General features: G+C 73.1%; 16 protein-coding genes. 9 read left to right on the forward strand and 7 right to left on the reverse strand.

From position 1 onward, the window contains the following. Nucleotides 1-3: 3 nt before the first annotated feature. Together OHN19_RS27645 and OHN19_RS27650 are read left to right on the forward strand one after the other, a co-directional pair. Nucleotides 4-636 (forward strand): GNAT family protein, encoded by a 633-nt coding sequence (locus OHN19_RS27645; RefSeq protein WP_330266781.1) that lies wholly within the window; start codon nt 4-6, stop codon nt 634-636. Between the two features lie 64 nt (nt 637-700). Continuing rightward, on the forward strand, nt 701-1,204 hold the full coding sequence (locus OHN19_RS27650; RefSeq protein WP_330266782.1) for a GNAT family N-acetyltransferase: 504 nt from the start codon (nt 701-703) through the stop codon (nt 1,202-1,204). Between the two features lie 92 nt (nt 1,205-1,296). On the opposite strand, the gene OHN19_RS27655 is transcribed toward OHN19_RS27650, so the two are convergent. Both OHN19_RS27655 and OHN19_RS27660 read right to left on the reverse strand, forming a co-directional pair. After that, on the reverse strand, nt 1,297-2,553 hold the full coding sequence (locus OHN19_RS27655) for an MFS transporter (RefSeq protein WP_330266783.1): 1,257 nt from the start codon (nt 2,551-2,553) through the stop codon (nt 1,297-1,299). Nucleotides 2,554-2,803: 250 nt separating this feature from the next. Next, the gene (locus OHN19_RS27660; protein ID WP_330266784.1) at nt 2,804-4,213 is read right to left on the reverse strand and encodes a PLP-dependent aminotransferase family protein; all 1,410 of its coding nucleotides are present in this window, start codon (nt 4,211-4,213) and stop codon (nt 2,804-2,806) included. An 80-nt stretch (nt 4,214-4,293) separates the two neighbouring features. Here OHN19_RS27660 and OHN19_RS27665 point away from each other — a divergent pair, with 80 nt between their 5' ends. Then, a complete protein-coding gene (locus tag OHN19_RS27665) occupies nt 4,294-4,488 on the forward strand; it encodes a hypothetical protein (RefSeq protein ID WP_330266785.1) in 195 nt (64 codons plus the stop codon). Here OHN19_RS27665 and OHN19_RS27670 read toward each other — a convergent pair. From OHN19_RS27670 to OHN19_RS27685, 4 genes are all read right to left on the reverse strand, one after another. Continuing rightward, nucleotides 4,472-5,272 carry a sugar phosphate isomerase/epimerase family protein gene (locus tag OHN19_RS27670; protein WP_330266786.1) on the reverse strand — a complete coding sequence of 267 codons (801 nt, stop codon included), beginning with the start codon at nt 5,270-5,272 and terminating at the stop codon, nt 4,472-4,474. The genes OHN19_RS27665 and OHN19_RS27670 overlap by 17 nt on opposite strands. Nucleotides 5,273-5,333: 61 nt before the next feature. After that, a complete protein-coding gene (locus OHN19_RS27675) occupies nt 5,334-6,275 on the reverse strand; it encodes a bifunctional helix-turn-helix transcriptional regulator/GNAT family N-acetyltransferase (RefSeq protein WP_330266787.1) in 942 nt (313 codons plus the stop codon). 110 nt (nt 6,276-6,385) lie between these two features. Further along, the gene (locus OHN19_RS27680; protein WP_330266788.1) at nt 6,386-6,988 is read right to left on the reverse strand and encodes a dihydrofolate reductase family protein; all 603 of its coding nucleotides are present in this window, start codon (nt 6,986-6,988) and stop codon (nt 6,386-6,388) included. Between the two features lie 93 nt (nt 6,989-7,081). After that, complete coding sequence (locus OHN19_RS27685) at nt 7,082-7,873, reverse strand: DUF4253 domain-containing protein (protein ID WP_330266789.1); 792 nt, start codon at nt 7,871-7,873, stop codon at nt 7,082-7,084. Between the two features lie 99 nt (nt 7,874-7,972). Here OHN19_RS27685 and OHN19_RS27690 point away from each other — a divergent pair, with 99 nt between their 5' ends. The 3 genes from OHN19_RS27690 to OHN19_RS27700 all read left to right on the forward strand — a co-directional run bounded on the left by OHN19_RS27690 (nt 7,973) and on the right by OHN19_RS27700 (nt 11,749). Then, nucleotides 7,973-8,584: a DinB family protein gene (locus tag OHN19_RS27690; protein WP_330266790.1), complete on the forward strand. Its 612-nt coding sequence runs from the start codon at nt 7,973-7,975 to the stop codon at nt 8,582-8,584. A 186-nt stretch (nt 8,585-8,770) separates the two neighbouring features. After that, complete coding sequence (locus tag OHN19_RS27695) at nt 8,771-9,949, forward strand: 4-hydroxybenzoate 3-monooxygenase (protein WP_330266791.1); 1,179 nt, start codon at nt 8,771-8,773, stop codon at nt 9,947-9,949. 72 nt (nt 9,950-10,021) lie between these two features. Beyond that, the gene (locus OHN19_RS27700) at nt 10,022-11,749 is read left to right on the forward strand and encodes a methyltransferase (protein WP_330266792.1); all 1,728 of its coding nucleotides are present in this window, start codon (nt 10,022-10,024) and stop codon (nt 11,747-11,749) included. A gap of 43 nt (nt 11,750-11,792) precedes the next feature. Here OHN19_RS27700 and OHN19_RS27705 read toward each other — a convergent pair whose 3' ends face one another. After that, a complete protein-coding gene (locus OHN19_RS27705) occupies nt 11,793-12,839 on the reverse strand; it encodes a LacI family DNA-binding transcriptional regulator (RefSeq protein ID WP_330266793.1) in 1,047 nt (348 codons plus the stop codon). 285 nt (nt 12,840-13,124) lie between these two features. Between OHN19_RS27705 and OHN19_RS27710 the strand changes: the two genes are divergently transcribed. The 3 genes from OHN19_RS27710 to OHN19_RS27720 are packed head-to-tail and all read left to right on the forward strand — an operon-like array spanning nt 13,125 to nt 16,260. Continuing rightward, nucleotides 13,125-14,282, forward strand: a complete 1,158-nt coding sequence (locus OHN19_RS27710; RefSeq protein ID WP_330266794.1) for a Gfo/Idh/MocA family oxidoreductase — start codon at nt 13,125-13,127, stop codon at nt 14,280-14,282. Beyond that, nucleotides 14,279-15,433 (forward strand): dihydrodipicolinate synthase family protein, encoded by a 1,155-nt coding sequence (locus OHN19_RS27715; protein WP_330266795.1) that lies wholly within the window; start codon nt 14,279-14,281, stop codon nt 15,431-15,433. Before OHN19_RS27710 ends, OHN19_RS27715 begins: the two co-directional genes overlap by 4 nt. Then, nucleotides 15,430-16,260, forward strand: coding sequence for a sugar phosphate isomerase/epimerase family protein (locus OHN19_RS27720; protein ID WP_330266796.1), 831 nt, complete (start codon nt 15,430-15,432; stop codon nt 16,258-16,260). Before OHN19_RS27715 ends, OHN19_RS27720 begins: the two co-directional genes overlap by 4 nt. The last annotated feature ends 27 nt before the right edge of the window (nt 16,261-16,287 follow it).

The raw sequence follows: 16,287 nt of genomic DNA on the forward strand, positions 1-16,287 counted from the left end.
ACGGTGGGCTTCCAGCTGGAAGGGCCGGTCCTGAAGGGCGAGTTGGTGCGCCTGGAGCCACTGGGCCACCGGCACGCGGCCGACCTGGCCGTGGCGGCGGAGGAGAACCGCGGTACGTACGCGTTCACCTGGGTGCCGAGGGCCGGCGAGGTCGGTGACTACATCGACGCGCAGCTGGCGCGGGCGGCTTCGGGGCTGCTCGCTCCCTACGCGCAGGTGTCCGTGGCGACCGGGCGGGCGGTGGGGGCGACGGCGTACTGGGAGCCGCGGTACTGGCGCTCGGAGGATCAACTCGACGCCGTCGAGGTCGGTTTCACCTGGCTGGGCGCCTCGGCGCAGGGCACCGGCATCAACGCCGAGGCCAAGCTGCTGCTCTTCCGGCACGCCTTCGAGCAGTGGCACGTCTCGCGCGTCGACCTCAAGACGGACGCCCGCAACGACCGCTCCCGCGCCGCGATCGAAAGCGTCGGCGCCCGCTTCGAGGGCGTCCTGCGCAACTGGTCCCGCTCCTGGGCCCCCGGCGAGAACAACCGCCTCCGCGACTCGGCGATCTTCTCCATCACGGCGGAGGAGTGGCCGGAGCGCCGCGAACACCTGGAGAACCGGGTGACGCGGTACGTGAACGGACGCCGCTGACCCGGACCCAGTGCACCCCGTTGTGCCACACCGACCGGCTGACCGCTCGCCTCTGGAGGACCCCGTGCTGTTGCGTGATGTCACCGTGGACGACGTGAACGCCTATGTGCGGATGCGGTGTGATCCCGTGATGATGGCCGACCTGGGCGGGCCGTTGCCGAGGGAGGGGATCGCGGACAAGGTGCGACGGGACGCGGAGGAGGCGGCCGCCGACCGGTCCTGGATCAAGATGATCGTGCCCGACCCCGACCGGCCCGAGGCGGTGGCGGGGTCACTGGCCCTCTGGTCCCATGACCCCGGTGACGGACCGCTCTCCGAGATCGGCTGGATGGTGCTGCCGGAGTTCCAGGGGCGCGGCCTGGGCAAGCGCGCGGTGCGGACCCTGATCGACAGGGCCTGGGAAGCGGACCGCTGGGGTGACATCCACGCCTTCCCGGCCACCGGCAACGGCCCCTCCAACGGCATCTGCCGTTCCCTCGGCTTCCGTCTGGTCGGTGAGCTCGACATGCCCTTCGCGGACCGCGTCCTGCGCAGCAACCACTGGACGATCACTCCGCCGGGTCGCTGAGGACGGTCAACTGCCGCCTCGGGATGAGTAGTTGATCCAGGACCGCCGCAGAAGACGGCGATCCGTACTGCCCGGACCTCGCGGCCGGCCGCTCACGCCTCGTCGCCGGCCGGTTGGCTGTCTTCCGTGGTCGGGATGGCCCGCAGCTCCGGGGTGCTCGCGCCGACGAAACCCACTGCCGCCACGCACAGCAGACCGCCCGTGATCAGGGCGGTCGCGCCCGAGGTCCAGCCCGCGACCAGGCCGGCGCGGAGGTTGCCGAGGTGGGGGCCCGCCTGGCCGACGATCGTCTCGGCGGCCGTCACGCGTCCGAGCAGGGCGTCGGGGGTGCGGGTCTGGACGAGGGTGGTCCGGGAGAGGACCGCGAGGGCGTCCGCCGCGCCGGCCACGGCCAGCAGGACGAGGCCCGCCCAGGCGCTGGTCGTCAGCCCGAACACGGCCAGGGCAGCGCCCCAGGTCGCCGACGCGCACAGCATCACCGGGCCTGGGCGCGCCAGGCGGGTGACCGGGCCGGAGAACACCGTCGCGGCGACCCCGCCCACCGCGAGCGCGGACAGGAACAGGCCGAGCGTGCGCGGGTCGCCGCCGAAGCGTTCGTCGTTGACCAGCGGGAACAGGCTCGTCGGCATGGACAGGAGGGTGGCCGCCAGATCGGTCAGGAGCGCACCGCGCACCACCCGGTGGCCGGTCAGGAAGCGCAGCCCGTCCAGGACGCCGTGCACCCCCGGCCGGGACTTCTCGCCCTCGGGCGGCAGAGCGGGGAGCCCATAGGCGCCGTAGAAGGACATGGTGAAGCTCAGGGTGTCCAGGAGGTAGCAGACGCCGATGCCCCACCAGCCGAGCACCACCCCGGCGACGGCCGGGCCGACCAGCATCATCGCCTGACCGGTGACCTGTTGCAGGGCGAGACCGGCCGCCACCTGGTCCTTCGGCAGCAACCGCGGCACGAACACGCCCGCGGCGGGCGCGCCGAGCGCGGCGAACGACGTCTGTACGGCGACCAGCAGCAGGACGACCACCACCGGCGCGTGCCCGGCGAAGCCCTGCACGGCCAGCAGCAGGGAGCAGACCGCGGAGCCCACGGTGCCCGTGAGATACACCCGGCGCCGGTCGGCCCGGTCGACCAGGGATCCCGCGAACAGGCTCACCCCGACCATCGGCACCGCCTGCGCGATGCCGACCGCGCCGCTCCAGACCGCGCTGTGGGTCATGTCCCAGACCTGGTACATGACGGTGACCATGGTCATGAAGGTCCCGAGCGTGGAGACCGTGCGCCCGAACAGCAGCCGCCGGAAGACCGGTGAGGTGCGCAGGGGCCGTACATCGAGGAACGTACGGCTGAGACTCATGACAGCGGGGGCGGGGGAGGAACGGGCTGAGGCACCCCGGGACGGTATCGGGAGACCGCCGCCCCGGCCACCGAATTAGCGGCGAACCCGGTCCGACACGACTCGCCGGCCGGTCAGCCGGTCAGCCGGCCGGCCAAGCCGGTCGGCCGACCGTCCCGGCCAACGTCCGCCAGGCGCCCCCGCCAGGCCGCCGTCACTCCCAACCCGCCCCCGCCAGGCCGCCGTCACTCCTCACCCGCCCCCCTCGACCTCACCTCCCCGCCCCGATCGCCTCCCCGAGCAGCCGTACCGCCTCCGGGACCGTGCCGTCGGCGAGGTTGCCGTAGCCGAGGACCAGGCCGTGGTCGGTGTGGTCGGGGGTGGCGTGGTACGCGGCGAGGTCGGCGACGCGCAGGGAGCGGGCCGCCGCGGCCGTCACCACGGCGGCGGTGTCCGTGCCCGCGGGCAGCCGCAGCAGGAGGTGCAGCCCGGCCGCGACCCCGGAGACCGGGGCTCCGGGCAGCCGCTCGGCGAGGGCCCGGACGAGGGCGTCGCGCCGGTCGCGGTAGCGCTTGCGGCAGGCCCGCAGATGGCGGTCGTAGCCGCCCGACTCCAGCAGCGCGGCGAAGGCGAGCTGGTCGAGGACCGGGGGCTGGGACGCCGTCAGGTCGGTCCGGTGCAGGACGTCGGTCCACCGCGAGGGCGCCACGATCCACCCGATGCCGAGCGCCGGGGAGAGCGTCTTGCTCAGGGACTTCAGCAGGATCACCCGGGAGGGGTCCATGCCCTGCAGCGCCGCTACCGGCCGGCGGTCGTAGCGGAACTCCGCGTCGTAGTCGTCCTCCAGCACGACCCCGTCCACCCGCCGGGCCCAGTCGAGCAGGGCGGCCCGCCGCTCGGGCACGAGCACCGTCACCAGCGGGAACTGGTGCGCCGGAGCCGTCAGCACCGCCCGCAGGCCGCCGTGTCCGGCGAGGTCGTCGGTGCGCAGGCCGCCGCTGTCCGCGCGGACCGGCACCGGCTCGAGACCCGCCGCCCGGATCACCTCCCGCAGCCGCGTCCAGCCCGGCTCCTCGCAGCCGACGGCGGTGATGCCGTCGGCGCGCAGGGCGTGGCAGATCCGCCGGACCGCGTCGGTCACGCTCAGGCACACCGTCACGTCCCGCGCGGTCGTGGAGACCCCGCGGGAGCGGCCCAGGTACTCGGCGAGCAGCCGCCTGAGCCGGGGATGCCCGCCGGGCGGCGGATAACCGAACTCGGTGAACGCCGTGGTCGTCACCTGCGCCCGCAGCGCCTCGGCCCACCGGCGCCGCGGGAACGCCCGCAGGTCCGGCAGCCCCGGAGCGAGGTCGAAGCGGGCCACCGGGTCCCGGCGGGCCGCGGGGCGCCCCGAGCCGTCATCCCCGTCACCCGCCCAGCGCACCCGGGTCGCCGAGCCGCTGCGCGCCTCCAGGTAGCCCTCGGCCACCAGCTGGCCGTACGCCTCCGTCACCGCCCAGCGCGAACAGCCGAGGTCGGCGGCGAGCTGCCGGCTGGGCGGCAGGGCGGTGCCGATCTCGACCCGCCCGCTGCGGATCGCCGCACGCAGGGCCCGTTTCACCCGCTCGTGCAGCGGCCCGCCGCCCGGCCGGTCCAGGTCGAGCAGGAGGTCCCCGGCGAGATTGGTCTGTGAAACCCGCATGCGGTTGGACGGTAGCAGCGAGCCGATTCTTCCTACCGTCGAAGGCGTACGGAGGTCACGAGGACACAGAGGAGAACGTGATGGCTTCATCGAGGAGTGCGCTGCCGACCGAGCCCCACCCGATGCTCAGCGGGGTGTTCACCGACTGGCACGCGAAAGCCGGCGCCCTGTCCGCGCTGCCCGACGCACCGGTCGTGACGGACGACTGCGGTGCGCGGGGGCGGATGTGGCGCCGGCTCAGGTCGCGCCTCGGTCCGGCTACGCGGCGTCGTTGAGGAGGCGGGCCAGGTGCTCGCGGCCCGCGCCCAGGAGCTCCTCCAGCGGGGCCGCCTTTTCGTACCAGCGCTTCTCGTACTCCCAGCACAGCCAGCCGTCCCAGCCGTGCCGGGAGAGGATCTCCACGCACTCGGCGAGCGGCAGGACGCCGGCGCCGAGCGCGACCGGGGTGGTGTCCTCGGCCGAGGCGATGTCCTTGACCTGGACGTATCCGAGGTGCGGGGCGAGGGCCGCGTAGGTCTCGGAGGGCTGTTCGCCGCCGAGCCAGGTGTGCATGACGTCCCAGAGCGAGCCGACCTGGCGGTGGCCGACGGGCCCGAGGATCCGGATCGCGTCGGCGCCGGTGCGGTGCGAGTCATGGGTCTCGAGGAGGATGCGTACGCCGAGGTCACCGGCGTACTCCGCGGCCGTCCCGAGGCGCCGGGCGGCCGTGGCGTCGGCGTCCTCGGGGGACTGGTCGGAGGCGGCGCCGGGGAAGACCCGCACGAAGCCGGCGCCGAGGTCGCGGGCGAGGTCGAGGAGGCGGTGGATCTCCTCGACCACGGGCTCGTCGTCCCCGGGCGCGGCCACGCGCGCGTACCCGGCGAGCCCCAGCACCTCGACCCCCGCCGCCTTGAACTCGGCCACCGCGTCGGCCCGTTCGGCGAGCCCGACACCGGGGTGCACCGGCTCCTCCGGGTGCGCGCGCAGTTCTACGCCGTGATAGCCGTACGTGGTCGCGAGCCGCAGCACGTCGGCGAGGGGGAGGCCGGGGACACCGAGAGTGGAGAACGCCAGTTTCATGCCCCCTACTCTCACCCTCTGAAGAGCCCAAGGTCCAGCCCACCCGCCCCGCCCCGCGCCCTCACCCACCCGCGCCGGTCGGTTCCGTCAGATCCAGGTGCCAGTCCTGGCCGTTCAGGTCCTGGCCGAAGGAACGGTGGGGTTTCTCGGCGGTCAGGACGAAGCCGTGGCGCTGGTAGAGGCGGCGGGCGGAGGTGAGGACGTCGTTGGTCCACAGGACCAGGTCCCGGTAGCCGACCCCGCGCGCGAAGTCGACCACGGCCGACACCAGCCGGTCCCCGATGCCCAGCCCGCGCGCGTCCGGCTCCACGAGGAGCAGCCGCAGCCGGGCGGTCGCGGGCGCCTCGTCCCGTACGCACATCACGCACCCCACCGGCCGCCCGTCCGACTCGGCGATCCAGACCCGCTCCAGATGCGGATCGTGGTCCTCCGCGAAGTCGGCGACGATCCTGGCGACCAGGCCCTCGTAGTCGGCGTTGAACCCGTACTCGGCGGCGTACAGGGCCGCGTTGCGGGCCACCATCCAGCCGAGGTCACCCGGGCGGGGCTCGCGCAGCAGGACGTCCTCCCGGCGCGGGGGGCGGCCGTCGGACAGCAGGGTGCGGACGGTGTGCATGGCCTCGGAGAGCCGGGGCCGCTCGGCGGCCGGCACGGTCGCGAGAAGCGCGCCCACGGATTCGTCGGCCCGTTCGGCGAGCAGCGCGGCGGTCTCCCGGCCCCGCGGGGTGAGCGTGACCCGCACCCGGCGCGGGTCCTTCCGGGAAGCCGTCCGCTCGATCAGCCCGGCGCGCTCGAACTTGTTGAGGATCCGGCTCAAGTACCCCGCGTCCAGCGAGAGTTCCCCGCGCAGGTCGGCCGCGTCGGTACGCGGCGAGTGCGCGAGCTCGTACAGGACGCGGGACTCGGTGAGGGTGTACGGGGCGTACAGCTGGCGGCTGTAGTCGAGGGCGCCGATGACGTTCGTGTAGAAGCGGTTGAAGGCGCGGATGTCCTGGACGGTCATGTCGGTCGACCCCCGGATGTTTGACTCAGTCAGAGATGTCGCTGAACCGAGCGTAGGACGTCCGCGCCGCCCACGGCTACCCCCGCGCCCGAGCGGGCGGCGGGCACCGCCTAGGCCCCGGCCTCCGGCGCGGGCCGGTACACGCACAGCTGCACGCCGGTCTTCCCGGCGACCGTGGACACCAGCTCGAACGGCCGCTTGCCCCCGTCCTCCGGGAAGATGGACTTGCCGCCGCCGAGCAGCACCGGCATCACGATGAGCTGGAGCTCGTCGACGAGCCCCTCGCTGATGAGGGTGCGCACGAGGGTGGGGCTGCCCATCATCGCCAGCTCGCCCCCCTCGGTCTCCCGCAGGGCACGGATCCGCGCGACGGCCTCGGAACCCGGGATGCGCTCGGTGTTGTTCCAGGTCAGCTCGTCATCGCCGAGGGTGTCGGTGACGACGTACTTCTTGAGGGAGTTCAGCCGGTCGGCGAAGGGGTCCCCGGCCCGCTCGGGCCAGGCGCCCGCCATCGTCAGATACGTCCGCCGCCCGTACAGCAGCGCCTCGGCCCGCTCCATCCCCTCGCTGAACGCGGGACCGAGCACCTCCTCGTCGAAGTACGGGTGCGACCAGCCGCCGTGCGCGAACCCGCCGTCGGTGTCCTCCTGAGGACCGCCGGGCGCCTGCACGACCCCGTCGAGACTGATGAACTCACTGACCACGATGCGCATGGGACTCACTCCAGTTCCTGGTTGGTTACGGCTTCTCAGACCGGGGCGGGGCACGGAACTCATCGGTGCGGGGAGCGTACGGCGTCCGCCGGGTCAGTCCCACCAGAACCGCCATTCAGTCCGCCCGACGAGTCCTCGCGCGTACTCCGGGAAGGGGGTCGGCGGGTCGTCCACGATGTTGTCCGCGGTGGACAGCACATGCTCCAGGGCGAGCCGCTCGGCGTGCGCCGGGTCGAGGGGCGGGCGGGCGACGGACACGTGCAGGCCACCGTTGAACGCGGCCACGACCCGGGCCCCGAACCGGTCCTCCCAGCTCCGCAGCAGGGCGCCCATCAGCGGCAACGGGCCGTCCTGCCAGCCCGTCACCGCGGGGACGTCGGCGGAGCTGCGGGCCGGGACGAGGACGAGGCTGAGGGAGGCCGCGTACGGCTCGCTGCGCAACAGACGGGCGACGGTACGACCCGCGGCCTCCTCGGCGCCAGGGCCGGCATCGGTGTCCGCCCCGGCGGGCGCGAGCCCCGGCCAGCTCTCGAACGGCGGCCCCGGATCGTGCGGCCAGGGCTCGACGTCCTCCGGGGTCTCGTCCGAGGGCTCCGCGGAGGAGGGGTCGGACCAGGACGGCAGCCGCTGCCGTCGGTACTCCGCGAAGTCGGCCGCGAGCACCTCGTCGAGTCGTACGGCGTCGGCGGCGGCCGGATCCTTGGGCCGCGCGGGGTCGTCGGGCCAGCACAGGTGCGGGTGCAGCCCGGTCGCGGGGGCCTGCCTCAGCAGATCCGCCCACAACTCCGCAATACCGTCCGGCAGTTCGTCGGAGATCCAGACCTGCGTCGGACCCCGTCGCTCGAACCGTCCCGGTGGCAGCCCGTGGGGAAGGGAAAAGACCATGCCCGGACGATAGAGGGGGCCACTGACAGCAGACGGTCCGAGGATCCGGCCACCCCGGAATTCGGTGGACAGCGATCAAGCCGCCGACAGACTGGTCCGATGACCACCGCAGACCCGGCCACCGACCTCCGCCGCTGCCTCCAGGACGCCCGCGACGTCCTCCTCATGAAGCTCGACGGCCTCTCCGAGTACGACGCCCGCCGCCCCCTGACCCCGACCGGCACCAACCTCCTGGGCCTGGTCAAGCACCTCGCGGGCGCGGAGGCGAGCTACTTCGGCGAGACCTTCGGGCGACCGCTGCCGGACGCCCAGCCCCTGTGGATCACGGGTGCCGCCGAACCGAACGCGGACCTGTGGGCGACCCCCGACGAGACCCGCGAGCAGATAGTCGACGGCTACCGCCGGGCCTGCGCCCACGCGGACGAGACCTTCGACTCCCTCCCCCTGGACACCGTCGGCCAGGTCCCCTGGCCCCCGTACCCCGAACTCACCCTGCACCGCCTCCTCGTCCACATGATCGCCGAGACCCACCGCCACGTGGGCCACGCCGACGTCGTACGCGAACTGATCGACGGGGCGGTGGGCCAGCGGGGGCCGGACGACAACCTCCCGTCCAGGGACGGAGACTGGTGGGCCGGGCATCGCGAGCGGGTGGAGCGGGCGGCCCGGGCCGCCTCGGCCGACGATGGCCGACTGCCCTCGAACGAGTGAAACGGCGACCCTGCGGCTCCAGGCCGGAATCGGAGGGGATGCAGGTGGCGCGCGCGTGGAGGCGTCAACCGCGCAGTGAGCCTGCCCGTTCGGGGCAATGTCGTGTATCCACCCGTTCTCCCCACCTTGCTTGAATTCTCCCGAATGATCGAAGAGGTGGGGAGCAAGGTGGAAAAACGGTCCTCCGTGGGTGGGGCGACAGTGCTGATCGTCGGTGCCGGACCCGCCGGGCTGGTGCTCGGCAACCTGCTGCTGGCGGCCGGCGTGGACTGTCTGATCGTGGAGCGGAGCAGCCGCGAGCACGTCGAACGGCGGGCGCGGGCGGGCTTCCTGGCGGCCGACACCGTCCGCATCCTCGTCGGCAACGGCCTCGGCGCCGGCCTCCTGGCGCGCGGCCGGACGCACGACACCTGCGTCTTCCGCACCGAACACGGCGAGTTCGCCCTCCGGTACGGCGGTCTCGGCCGCGGCGAGGCCCACACCGTCTACCCGCAGCAGGACCTGGTGACCGACCTGGTGGCCGAGTTCCTGCGCCGCGGCGGTGACCTGCGGTTCGGGACGCCGGTGCGCGAGGCCGGCGGCCTGGACGGCGAGCGGCCGTGGCTGGTGGCCGACGGACCGCAGGGGCCGTACCGCCTGACGGGCCGGTACATCGCGGGCTGCGACGGCCGGCAGGGGACGTGCCGACGGCAGGTCCCCGCGGGCGAGGTGCGGTCGTACCGGCGGCGGCACGGTGTGTCCTGGCTCGCCCTGCTCGTCGAAACACCCCCCTCCCTGCCCGCGGTCACCTACGCGGTGCACGAGCGCGGCTTCGCCGGGCACATGGCCCGCACCCCCTCCGTCACCCGGTACTACCTCCAGTGCGAGCCCGGCACCGACCCCGGCTCCTGGAGCGAGACGGCGATCTGGGACGAACTCGACCTGCGCATGCGGGCGGAACGATTCGGCCCGTTGCGCCGGGGCCCCGTCCTGGAGCGGGCCGTCGTCGACCTGGAGTCCGACGTGCTCGACCCGATGCAGTACGGGCGACTGTTCCTCGCGGGTGACGCGGCGGGCCTCATCAGCCCGTCGGCGGCCAAGGGCGCCAACCTCGCCGTCATGGCGGCCGACACCCTGGCGCGGGCCTTCACCGCCGCCGTCCACGAGGGGGACGAGGAGCCGCTGGCCCGGTACTCGGCCACCTGTCTGCCGCGGATCTGGCGGGCCCAGGAGTTCTCCCACTGGATGATCGGCCTGCTGCACGCCCCCCACGGGGACGACGAGGAGTCCCGCTTCCTGCGCGCCCTGCGCGACTCCCGCCTGGAGAGCCTGCGGACCTCACTCGTCCAGCAGCACTCCTTCGCGGACAACTACGTGGGCGTATAGGGCACTTCACGTCCCGCCCCACCCGCACGCTCTCTCCCGGTCCCACCCCGCACCCACATCCAGAGGACACCCATGCCCTTCGCGTCGGCAACGGAGCGCTGTCTCCCCCCGGCTGACCTCGACCGCATCGAGCAGTCCGCCGAGTTCGTGCGCCGAAACGACACGGCAAGCGCCCTCGACGCCCTGTTCCCGGCCCTGACCGCCGAGGAACGGCAGGAACTCGCCGGCCTGCTCCGGCTGGCCCACACCGCTCTCCTCGTCTTCCCGCACACCCTCGCGGGCCTGCGCGAAGAGCTCTCCGCACGGGGCCTGCACGCGGGCGAGCCGACCCCGAGCGTGGTCGTCCGCGGCAGGCTCGCCCAGCGGTACGCCCGCCCGGCCGGCAGCCTCCCGGTCGGCATCCTCAGGGCGTCGGTGCCGGACACCCGGGACGGGCGGGGCGAGATCGAGATCTTCGTCCTGGAGGCTCCGGACGGCTCGGACCTGGCGACCGTGGCCGCGGCCGAACGCGCGGCCGGTCACGAGGCGCACATCGCGTTCGAGGTGCTCGCCCCCGGTCCGGTCACCCTGCGCGGACTGACGGCCCTGCTGCTCGACCGGGCCGGAGCGCACGCCGACAGCGGCGGCCACAACCCGCACGAGAACTCCACCGTGCTCTACTTCCGCACCGGCGAGCACCGCATCGAGCTCTACGTCCCCGGCCGCCACCCCGAACTCCTCGCCACCCACCTGCACCGCACGGCCGAGCACCGGGCGCGGTCCGGCGAAGACGCCCCGCAGGCCCGGCAGGCGCCACGCGTCCCCGGTCCCCGGGACCGTCTGCTGCACCTGATGACCGGGGCCTGGACCACCCAGGCGATCGCCGTGGCCGCCGAACTCCGGCTCGCCGACCACCTGGAGGCCCACCCGGGCGCGAGCCTCACGCTCCTCGCCGAGCTGACCGGCAGCCACCCCGACAGCCTCGGCCGGCTCCTGCGCTACCTCGCCGGTCTCGGCCTGGTGGCGGCGGACCTCGACGGCTCGTACCACCTCACGGAGCTGGGCGGGCCGTTGCGCACCGGAGCCGACGCCTCCTTCCAGCCGCTCGCGCTGCTCTACGGCGGCCCGTTCTACCGGTCCTTCGGGGAGCTGCGGCACTCGGTGCGCACCGGCGAGGAGGCGTTCGCACAGGTCTTCGGCGAGCACCACTTCCCGTACTTCGCGCGCCACCCCGACCTCGCCGACCTCTTCGACCGGGCCATGGCGGCGAGCGCGCCGATGTTCGCCCCCGTGGCCGGGCTGGTGGACCTGTCCGCCCACCGGGTGGTGGTGGACGTGGCCGGCGGCAACGGAGAACTCCTCGGCCGGCTCCTGCGCGCCGCCCCGCACCTGCGCGGGGTCCTGCTGGAGCGGCCGCACGCCGTCGAGGCGGCGGAGAAGGCCTTCGCGACGGCGGGACTGACCGACCGCTGCCGGTTCGTGACGGGGGACTTCACGTCCGGGATCCCCGAGGGAGGCGACCTGTACGTCCTGTCCCGGGTGCTGCACGACTGGGACGACGACCGCTGCCGGACGATCCTGCGCCAGTGCGCCCGGGCCATGCCCCCCGGCGCCGAACTCCTCCTCGTCGAGCGCCTGCTGCCGACGGACACCCGGCGCTCCCTCACGGTGGCCTGGGACGTACACATGCTGTGCAACGTGGGCGGCCGCGAGCGCACGGAGGACCATTACCGACGGCTGCTGGAGGAGACGGGCTTCGAGTTCGCCTCGTGCCATGAACTGCCGTTGCAGGGGGCGCTGTTGCGATTCCGGCGACTCTGACGCCGCACCCGGGAACCGGGGGCGGGAGCCCCCGGTGCCACCGTCACGCCCGCGGTGCCCCCGAAGACCCCCGGACCATCAGCTCCCCCCGAACCGTCGCGATCCCCCCGGGCGGCGGCTCCTCCCGCCCCATCGCGATCCGTCCCGCCCGGGCCCCGGCCTCCGCCAACGGCAACCGGACCGTCGTCAGGGCGGGCACCGCGTCGATGCTGAACGGCAGGTCGTCGAAGCCGGCGACGGACACGTCGTCCGGGATCCGCAGCCCGGAGTCCCGCAGCGCCGCGCACGCCCCCAGGGCGACGGAGTCGTTCGCCGCCACCACCGCCGTCAGCGAGGGGTCCCGGCGCAGCAGCTCCAGCGTGGCCTCGTAGCCGGACCGCCGGTCGTAACGGCCGTAGACCGTCCACCGGGGGTCCTCGGTGATCCCGTGCGCCGCGAGGGCCGCCCGGTGTCCCTCCAGCCGGTGCCGGGTCGTCGTCCGCTCCTCGGGCCCGGCGATGTACCCGAGCCTGCGGTGCCCGAGCCCGATGAGGTGCTCGGTCAGCTCCTTGCCGCCGCCCCGGTTGTCGAAGGTCAGTGCGATCGCCCCGGTCTCCGGCGACGGCGGCCGCCCGCACAGCACGATCCGTGTCCCCGCGTCCGCCAGCTTCCGCAGCTTCGCCGCCATCGCGGCCTGGTGCGGCGCGTCCTCGACCGCGCCACCGGTGAGGACGACGGCCGCCGCCCGCTGCCGTTGCAGCAGGGTCAGATACGTCAGCTCGCGCTCCGGGGACCCGCCTGTGTTGCACACCACACCCAGCCGCTCACCGCCCGCGCGTCCGCCCGGGCCGCCGATCTCGGACTGGATCGCACCGGCCATGATCCCGAAGAAGGGGTCGGCGATGTCGTTCACGAGGATCCCGACGAGGTCCGACGTGGCGGCGGCGAGCGAGCTCGCCGGGCCGTTCAGCACGTAGTCCAGCTCGTCCACGGCCCGCAGCACCCGCTCGCGCGTGGACGCGGCCACGGGGTAGTTCCCGTTCAGTACGCGCGACACCGTCGCGGGGGAGACCTGGGCGCGGGCCGCCACGTCCGCCAGGGTCACCGTCATCTCGTCGTCCTCCGGTCGCGCGCCTCGGCGTGCCGCAGCGTGCCTCAACGCATCTCAGTCGTACTCCGTCGTACACGCGGACCCCCTGGGCCCGGTTCCGAGCCGACCTTAAGCCCCCGACCCCCCTTTGTTCGCCCCCTCGAACAACTCACCCCTGCCGCGCTCTTGTCCAGACCGCTGCTGAGAGGCTAGCTTCTTCTTGGATAGAAAGCGCTTGCTGTAACGCTCATCAGTGGAGCGTGCGCGGCGCGGACAACCGCGTACGACTCCTACGAAGGGAATGACGTGACACGCAAGACGGTGCGTATCGCCATGAACGGTGTGACGGGGCGCATGGGCTACCGCCAGCACCTGGTCCGCTCCATCCTCGCGATCCGTGAACAGGGCGGCCTCGACCTCGGCGACGGCACGGTGCTGTGGCCCGAGCCGATCCTCGTCGGCCGCCGCGAGCACGCCCTCAAGGCGCTCGCCGAGCAGCACGGCCTGCGCCTGGACAACATCTCCACCGACGTGGACGCGGTCCTCGCCGACCCGACCGTCGACATCTACTTCGACGCCCAGGTCACCTCCGCGCGTGAGGAGTCGATCAAGAAGGCGATCGCGGCGGGCAAGCACATCTACACCGAGAAGCCCACCGCCACCGGCCTCGACGGCGCCCTGGAGCTGGCCCGTCTGGCCAACGCCGCCGGCATCAAGCACGGCGTCGTCCAGGACAAGCTCTTCCTCCCCGGCCTGCTCAAGCTGAAGCGCCTCATCGACGGCGGCTTCTTCGGCCGGATCCTCTCGATCCGCGGCGAGTTCGGCTACTGGGTCTTCGAGGGCGACTGGCAGCAGGCCCAGCGCCCGAGCTGGAACTACCGGGCCGAGGACGGCGGTGGCATCGTTGTCGACATGTTCCCGCACTGGGAGTACGTGCTCCACGAGCTCTTCGGCCGTGTGAAGTCCGTCCAGGCCCTCACCGCCACTCACATCCCGCAGCGCTGGGACGAGAACGACAAGCCCTACGACGCCACCGCCGACGACGCCGCCTACGGCATCTTCGAGCTGGACGGCGGCGCGATCGCCCAGATCAACTCCTCCTGGGCCGTCCGCGTCAACCGCGACGAGCTCGTCGAGTTCCAGGTCGACGGCACGGAGGGCTCCGCCGTCGCGGGCCTCCGCAACTGCCGCGTCCAGCACCGCAGCGCCACCCCCAAGCCCGTCTGGAACCCGGACATCCCCGCCACCGAGGTCTTCCGCGACCAGTGGCAGGAGGTGCCGGACAACGCCGAGTTCGACAACGGCTTCAAGGCCCAGTGGGAGCTCTTCCTCAAGCACGTCTACGCCGACGCCCCCTACCAGTGGGACCTCCTCGCCGGCGCCCGCGGTGTCCAGCTCGCCGAACTGGGCCTGAAGTCCTCGGCGGAGGGCCGCCGTCTCGACGTACCGGAGATCTCGCTGTGACGATCCAACTCCCCACCGGCAACGGGGAATTCAAGGCGTACGAACCCCGCCTCGAACCCCTCGCCGTCACCACCGGCTCGCCCTTCACCTCCCGTACGGTCTTCTCGGCCGCCCACGTCGTCGCCGACCCGTTCGCCGACGTGTCCCCGGACTCCCCGGCCGCCGTCGACTGGGACGCCACCCTCGCCTTCCGCCGCCACCTGTGGTCGCACGGGCTCGGCGTCGCCGAGGCCATGGACACCGCCCAGCGCGGGATGGGCCTGGACTGGGCGGGCGCGGCCGAGCTGATCCGGCGCAGCGCCGCCGAGGCCAAGTCGGTCGGCGGGCTCATCGCCTGCGGAGTCGGCACCGACCAGCTCACCGGCCCGGCGACGCTGGACGAGGTCCGCGTGGCCTACGAGGAGCAGCTCGCCCTCGTCGAGGAGTCCGGCGCCCAGGCCATCCTCATGGCCTCCCGCGCCCTCGCGGCGGCCGCCAAGGGCCCCGAGGACTACCTGGAGGTCTACGGCCACCTGCTCCGCCAGGCCACCGAGCCGGTCATCCTGCACTGGCTCGGCCCGATGTTCGACCCGGCCCTGGAGGGCTACTGGGGCTCCAGCGACCTCGACGCGGCCACCGACACGTTCCTCCAGGTCATCGCCGCCCACCCGGACAAGGTCGACGGCATCAAGGTCTCGCTCCTGGAGGCGCGGCGCGAGATCGACATCCGCCGCCGGCTCCCGCAGGGCGTGCGCTGCTACACGGGCGACGACTTCAACTACCCGGAGCTGATCGCGGGCGACGAGAAGGGCTTCAGCCACGCCCTGCTCGGCATCTTCGACCCGCTGGGCCCGCTCGCCGCCGAGGCGGTCCGCGTCCTGGACACGGGTGACGCGAAGGGGTTCCGCGAACTCCTCGACCCCACGGTCGAGTTGTCCCGGCACCTCTTCCAGGCCCCGACCCGCTTCTACAAGACGGGCGTGGTCTTCCTCGCCTGGCTGGCCGGCCACCAGTCGCACTTCACGATGGTCGGCGGCCTCCAGTCGGCCCGCTCCCTCCCGCACTTCGCGCGTGCCTACGAACTCGCCGACGGACTGGGCCTGTTCCCGGACCCGAAGCTCGCCGAGGAGCGCATGAAGAACCTGCTGTCGCTGTACGGGGTGACCCAGTGACCGACCTGTCCCGCTTCTCCATCAACCAGATGACGGTCAAGCAGCTGTCGCTGCCGGAACTGGTCTCCGCCTGCGGCGACTTGGGGATCTCCCACATCGGCCTGTGGCGCGAGCCCGTCCAGTCGTACGGCGTCGAGGAGACGGCCAAGCTGGTCCGCGACGCGGGGCTGACCGTCACCACCCTGTGCCGTGGCGGTTTCTTCACGGCGATCGACCCGGACGAGCGGGCCGCCGCCCTGGACGACAACCGGCGCGCGGTCGACGAGGCGGCCACCCTCGGCACCGACACCCTGGTGCTGGTCTCCGGCGGCCTCCCGGCCGGCTCCAAGGACCTGCACGGAGCCCGTGAGCGCATCGCGGACGCCCTCGCGGTCCTGGGCCCGTACGCGGAGGAGCACGGGGTGAGGCTGGCCATCGAGCCGCTGCACCCCATGTACGCCTCGGACCGGTGTGTGGTCTCCACGCTCACCCAGGCCCTCGACCTGGCGGAGTGCTTCCCTGCCCACCAGGTCGGCGTCACGGTGGACACGTACCACATCTGGTGGGACGACAACGCGCCCGCGCAGATCGCCCGCGCCGGCGCCGGCGGCCGTATTCACACCTTCCAGCTCGCGGACTGGACGACCCCGCTGCCGGAGGGCGTCCTCAACGGCCGCGGGCAGATCGGTGACGGCGCGATCGACATGCGGGAGTGGCAGCGGTACGTCGAGGCGGCCGGTTACACCGGTGCCATCGAGGTGGAGCTGTTCAACGACGCCCTGTGGGCCCGGGACGGCCGCGAGGTCCTCGCGGAGACCGCCGAGAGGTTCGTCTCCCACACCCTGTGAGCCCACGGCCCACAGCCCACGGCCCCA

The sequence above is a fragment of the Streptomyces griseorubiginosus genome, from assembly GCF_036345115.1.
Classification (GTDB): domain Bacteria; phylum Actinomycetota; class Actinomycetes; order Streptomycetales; family Streptomycetaceae; genus Streptomyces; species Streptomyces griseorubiginosus_C.

Coding starts and splice junctions, on each gene's coding strand:
- OHN19_RS27655 (WP_330266783.1), bottom strand. CDS start 2,553: ATGAGTCTCAGCCGTACGTTCCTCGATGTACGGCCCCTGCGCACCTCA.
- OHN19_RS27660 (WP_330266784.1), bottom strand. CDS start 4,213: ATGCGGGTTTCACAGACCAATCTCGCCGGGGACCTCCTGCTCGACCTG.
- OHN19_RS27665 (WP_330266785.1), top strand. CDS start 4,294: ATGGCTTCATCGAGGAGTGCGCTGCCGACCGAGCCCCACCCGATGCTC.
- OHN19_RS27670 (WP_330266786.1), bottom strand. CDS start 5,272: ATGAAACTGGCGTTCTCCACTCTCGGTGTCCCCGGCCTCCCCCTCGCC.
- OHN19_RS27675 (WP_330266787.1), bottom strand. CDS start 6,275: ATGACCGTCCAGGACATCCGCGCCTTCAACCGCTTCTACACGAACGTC.
- OHN19_RS27680 (WP_330266788.1), bottom strand. CDS start 6,988: ATGCGCATCGTGGTCAGTGAGTTCATCAGTCTCGACGGGGTCGTGCAG.
- OHN19_RS27685 (WP_330266789.1), bottom strand. CDS start 7,873: ATGGTCTTTTCCCTTCCCCACGGGCTGCCACCGGGACGGTTCGAGCGA.
- OHN19_RS27690 (WP_330266790.1), top strand. CDS start 7,973: ATGACCACCGCAGACCCGGCCACCGACCTCCGCCGCTGCCTCCAGGAC.
- OHN19_RS27700 (WP_330266792.1), top strand. CDS start 10,022: ATGCCCTTCGCGTCGGCAACGGAGCGCTGTCTCCCCCCGGCTGACCTC.
- OHN19_RS27705 (WP_330266793.1), bottom strand. CDS start 12,839: ATGACGGTGACCCTGGCGGACGTGGCGGCCCGCGCCCAGGTCTCCCCC.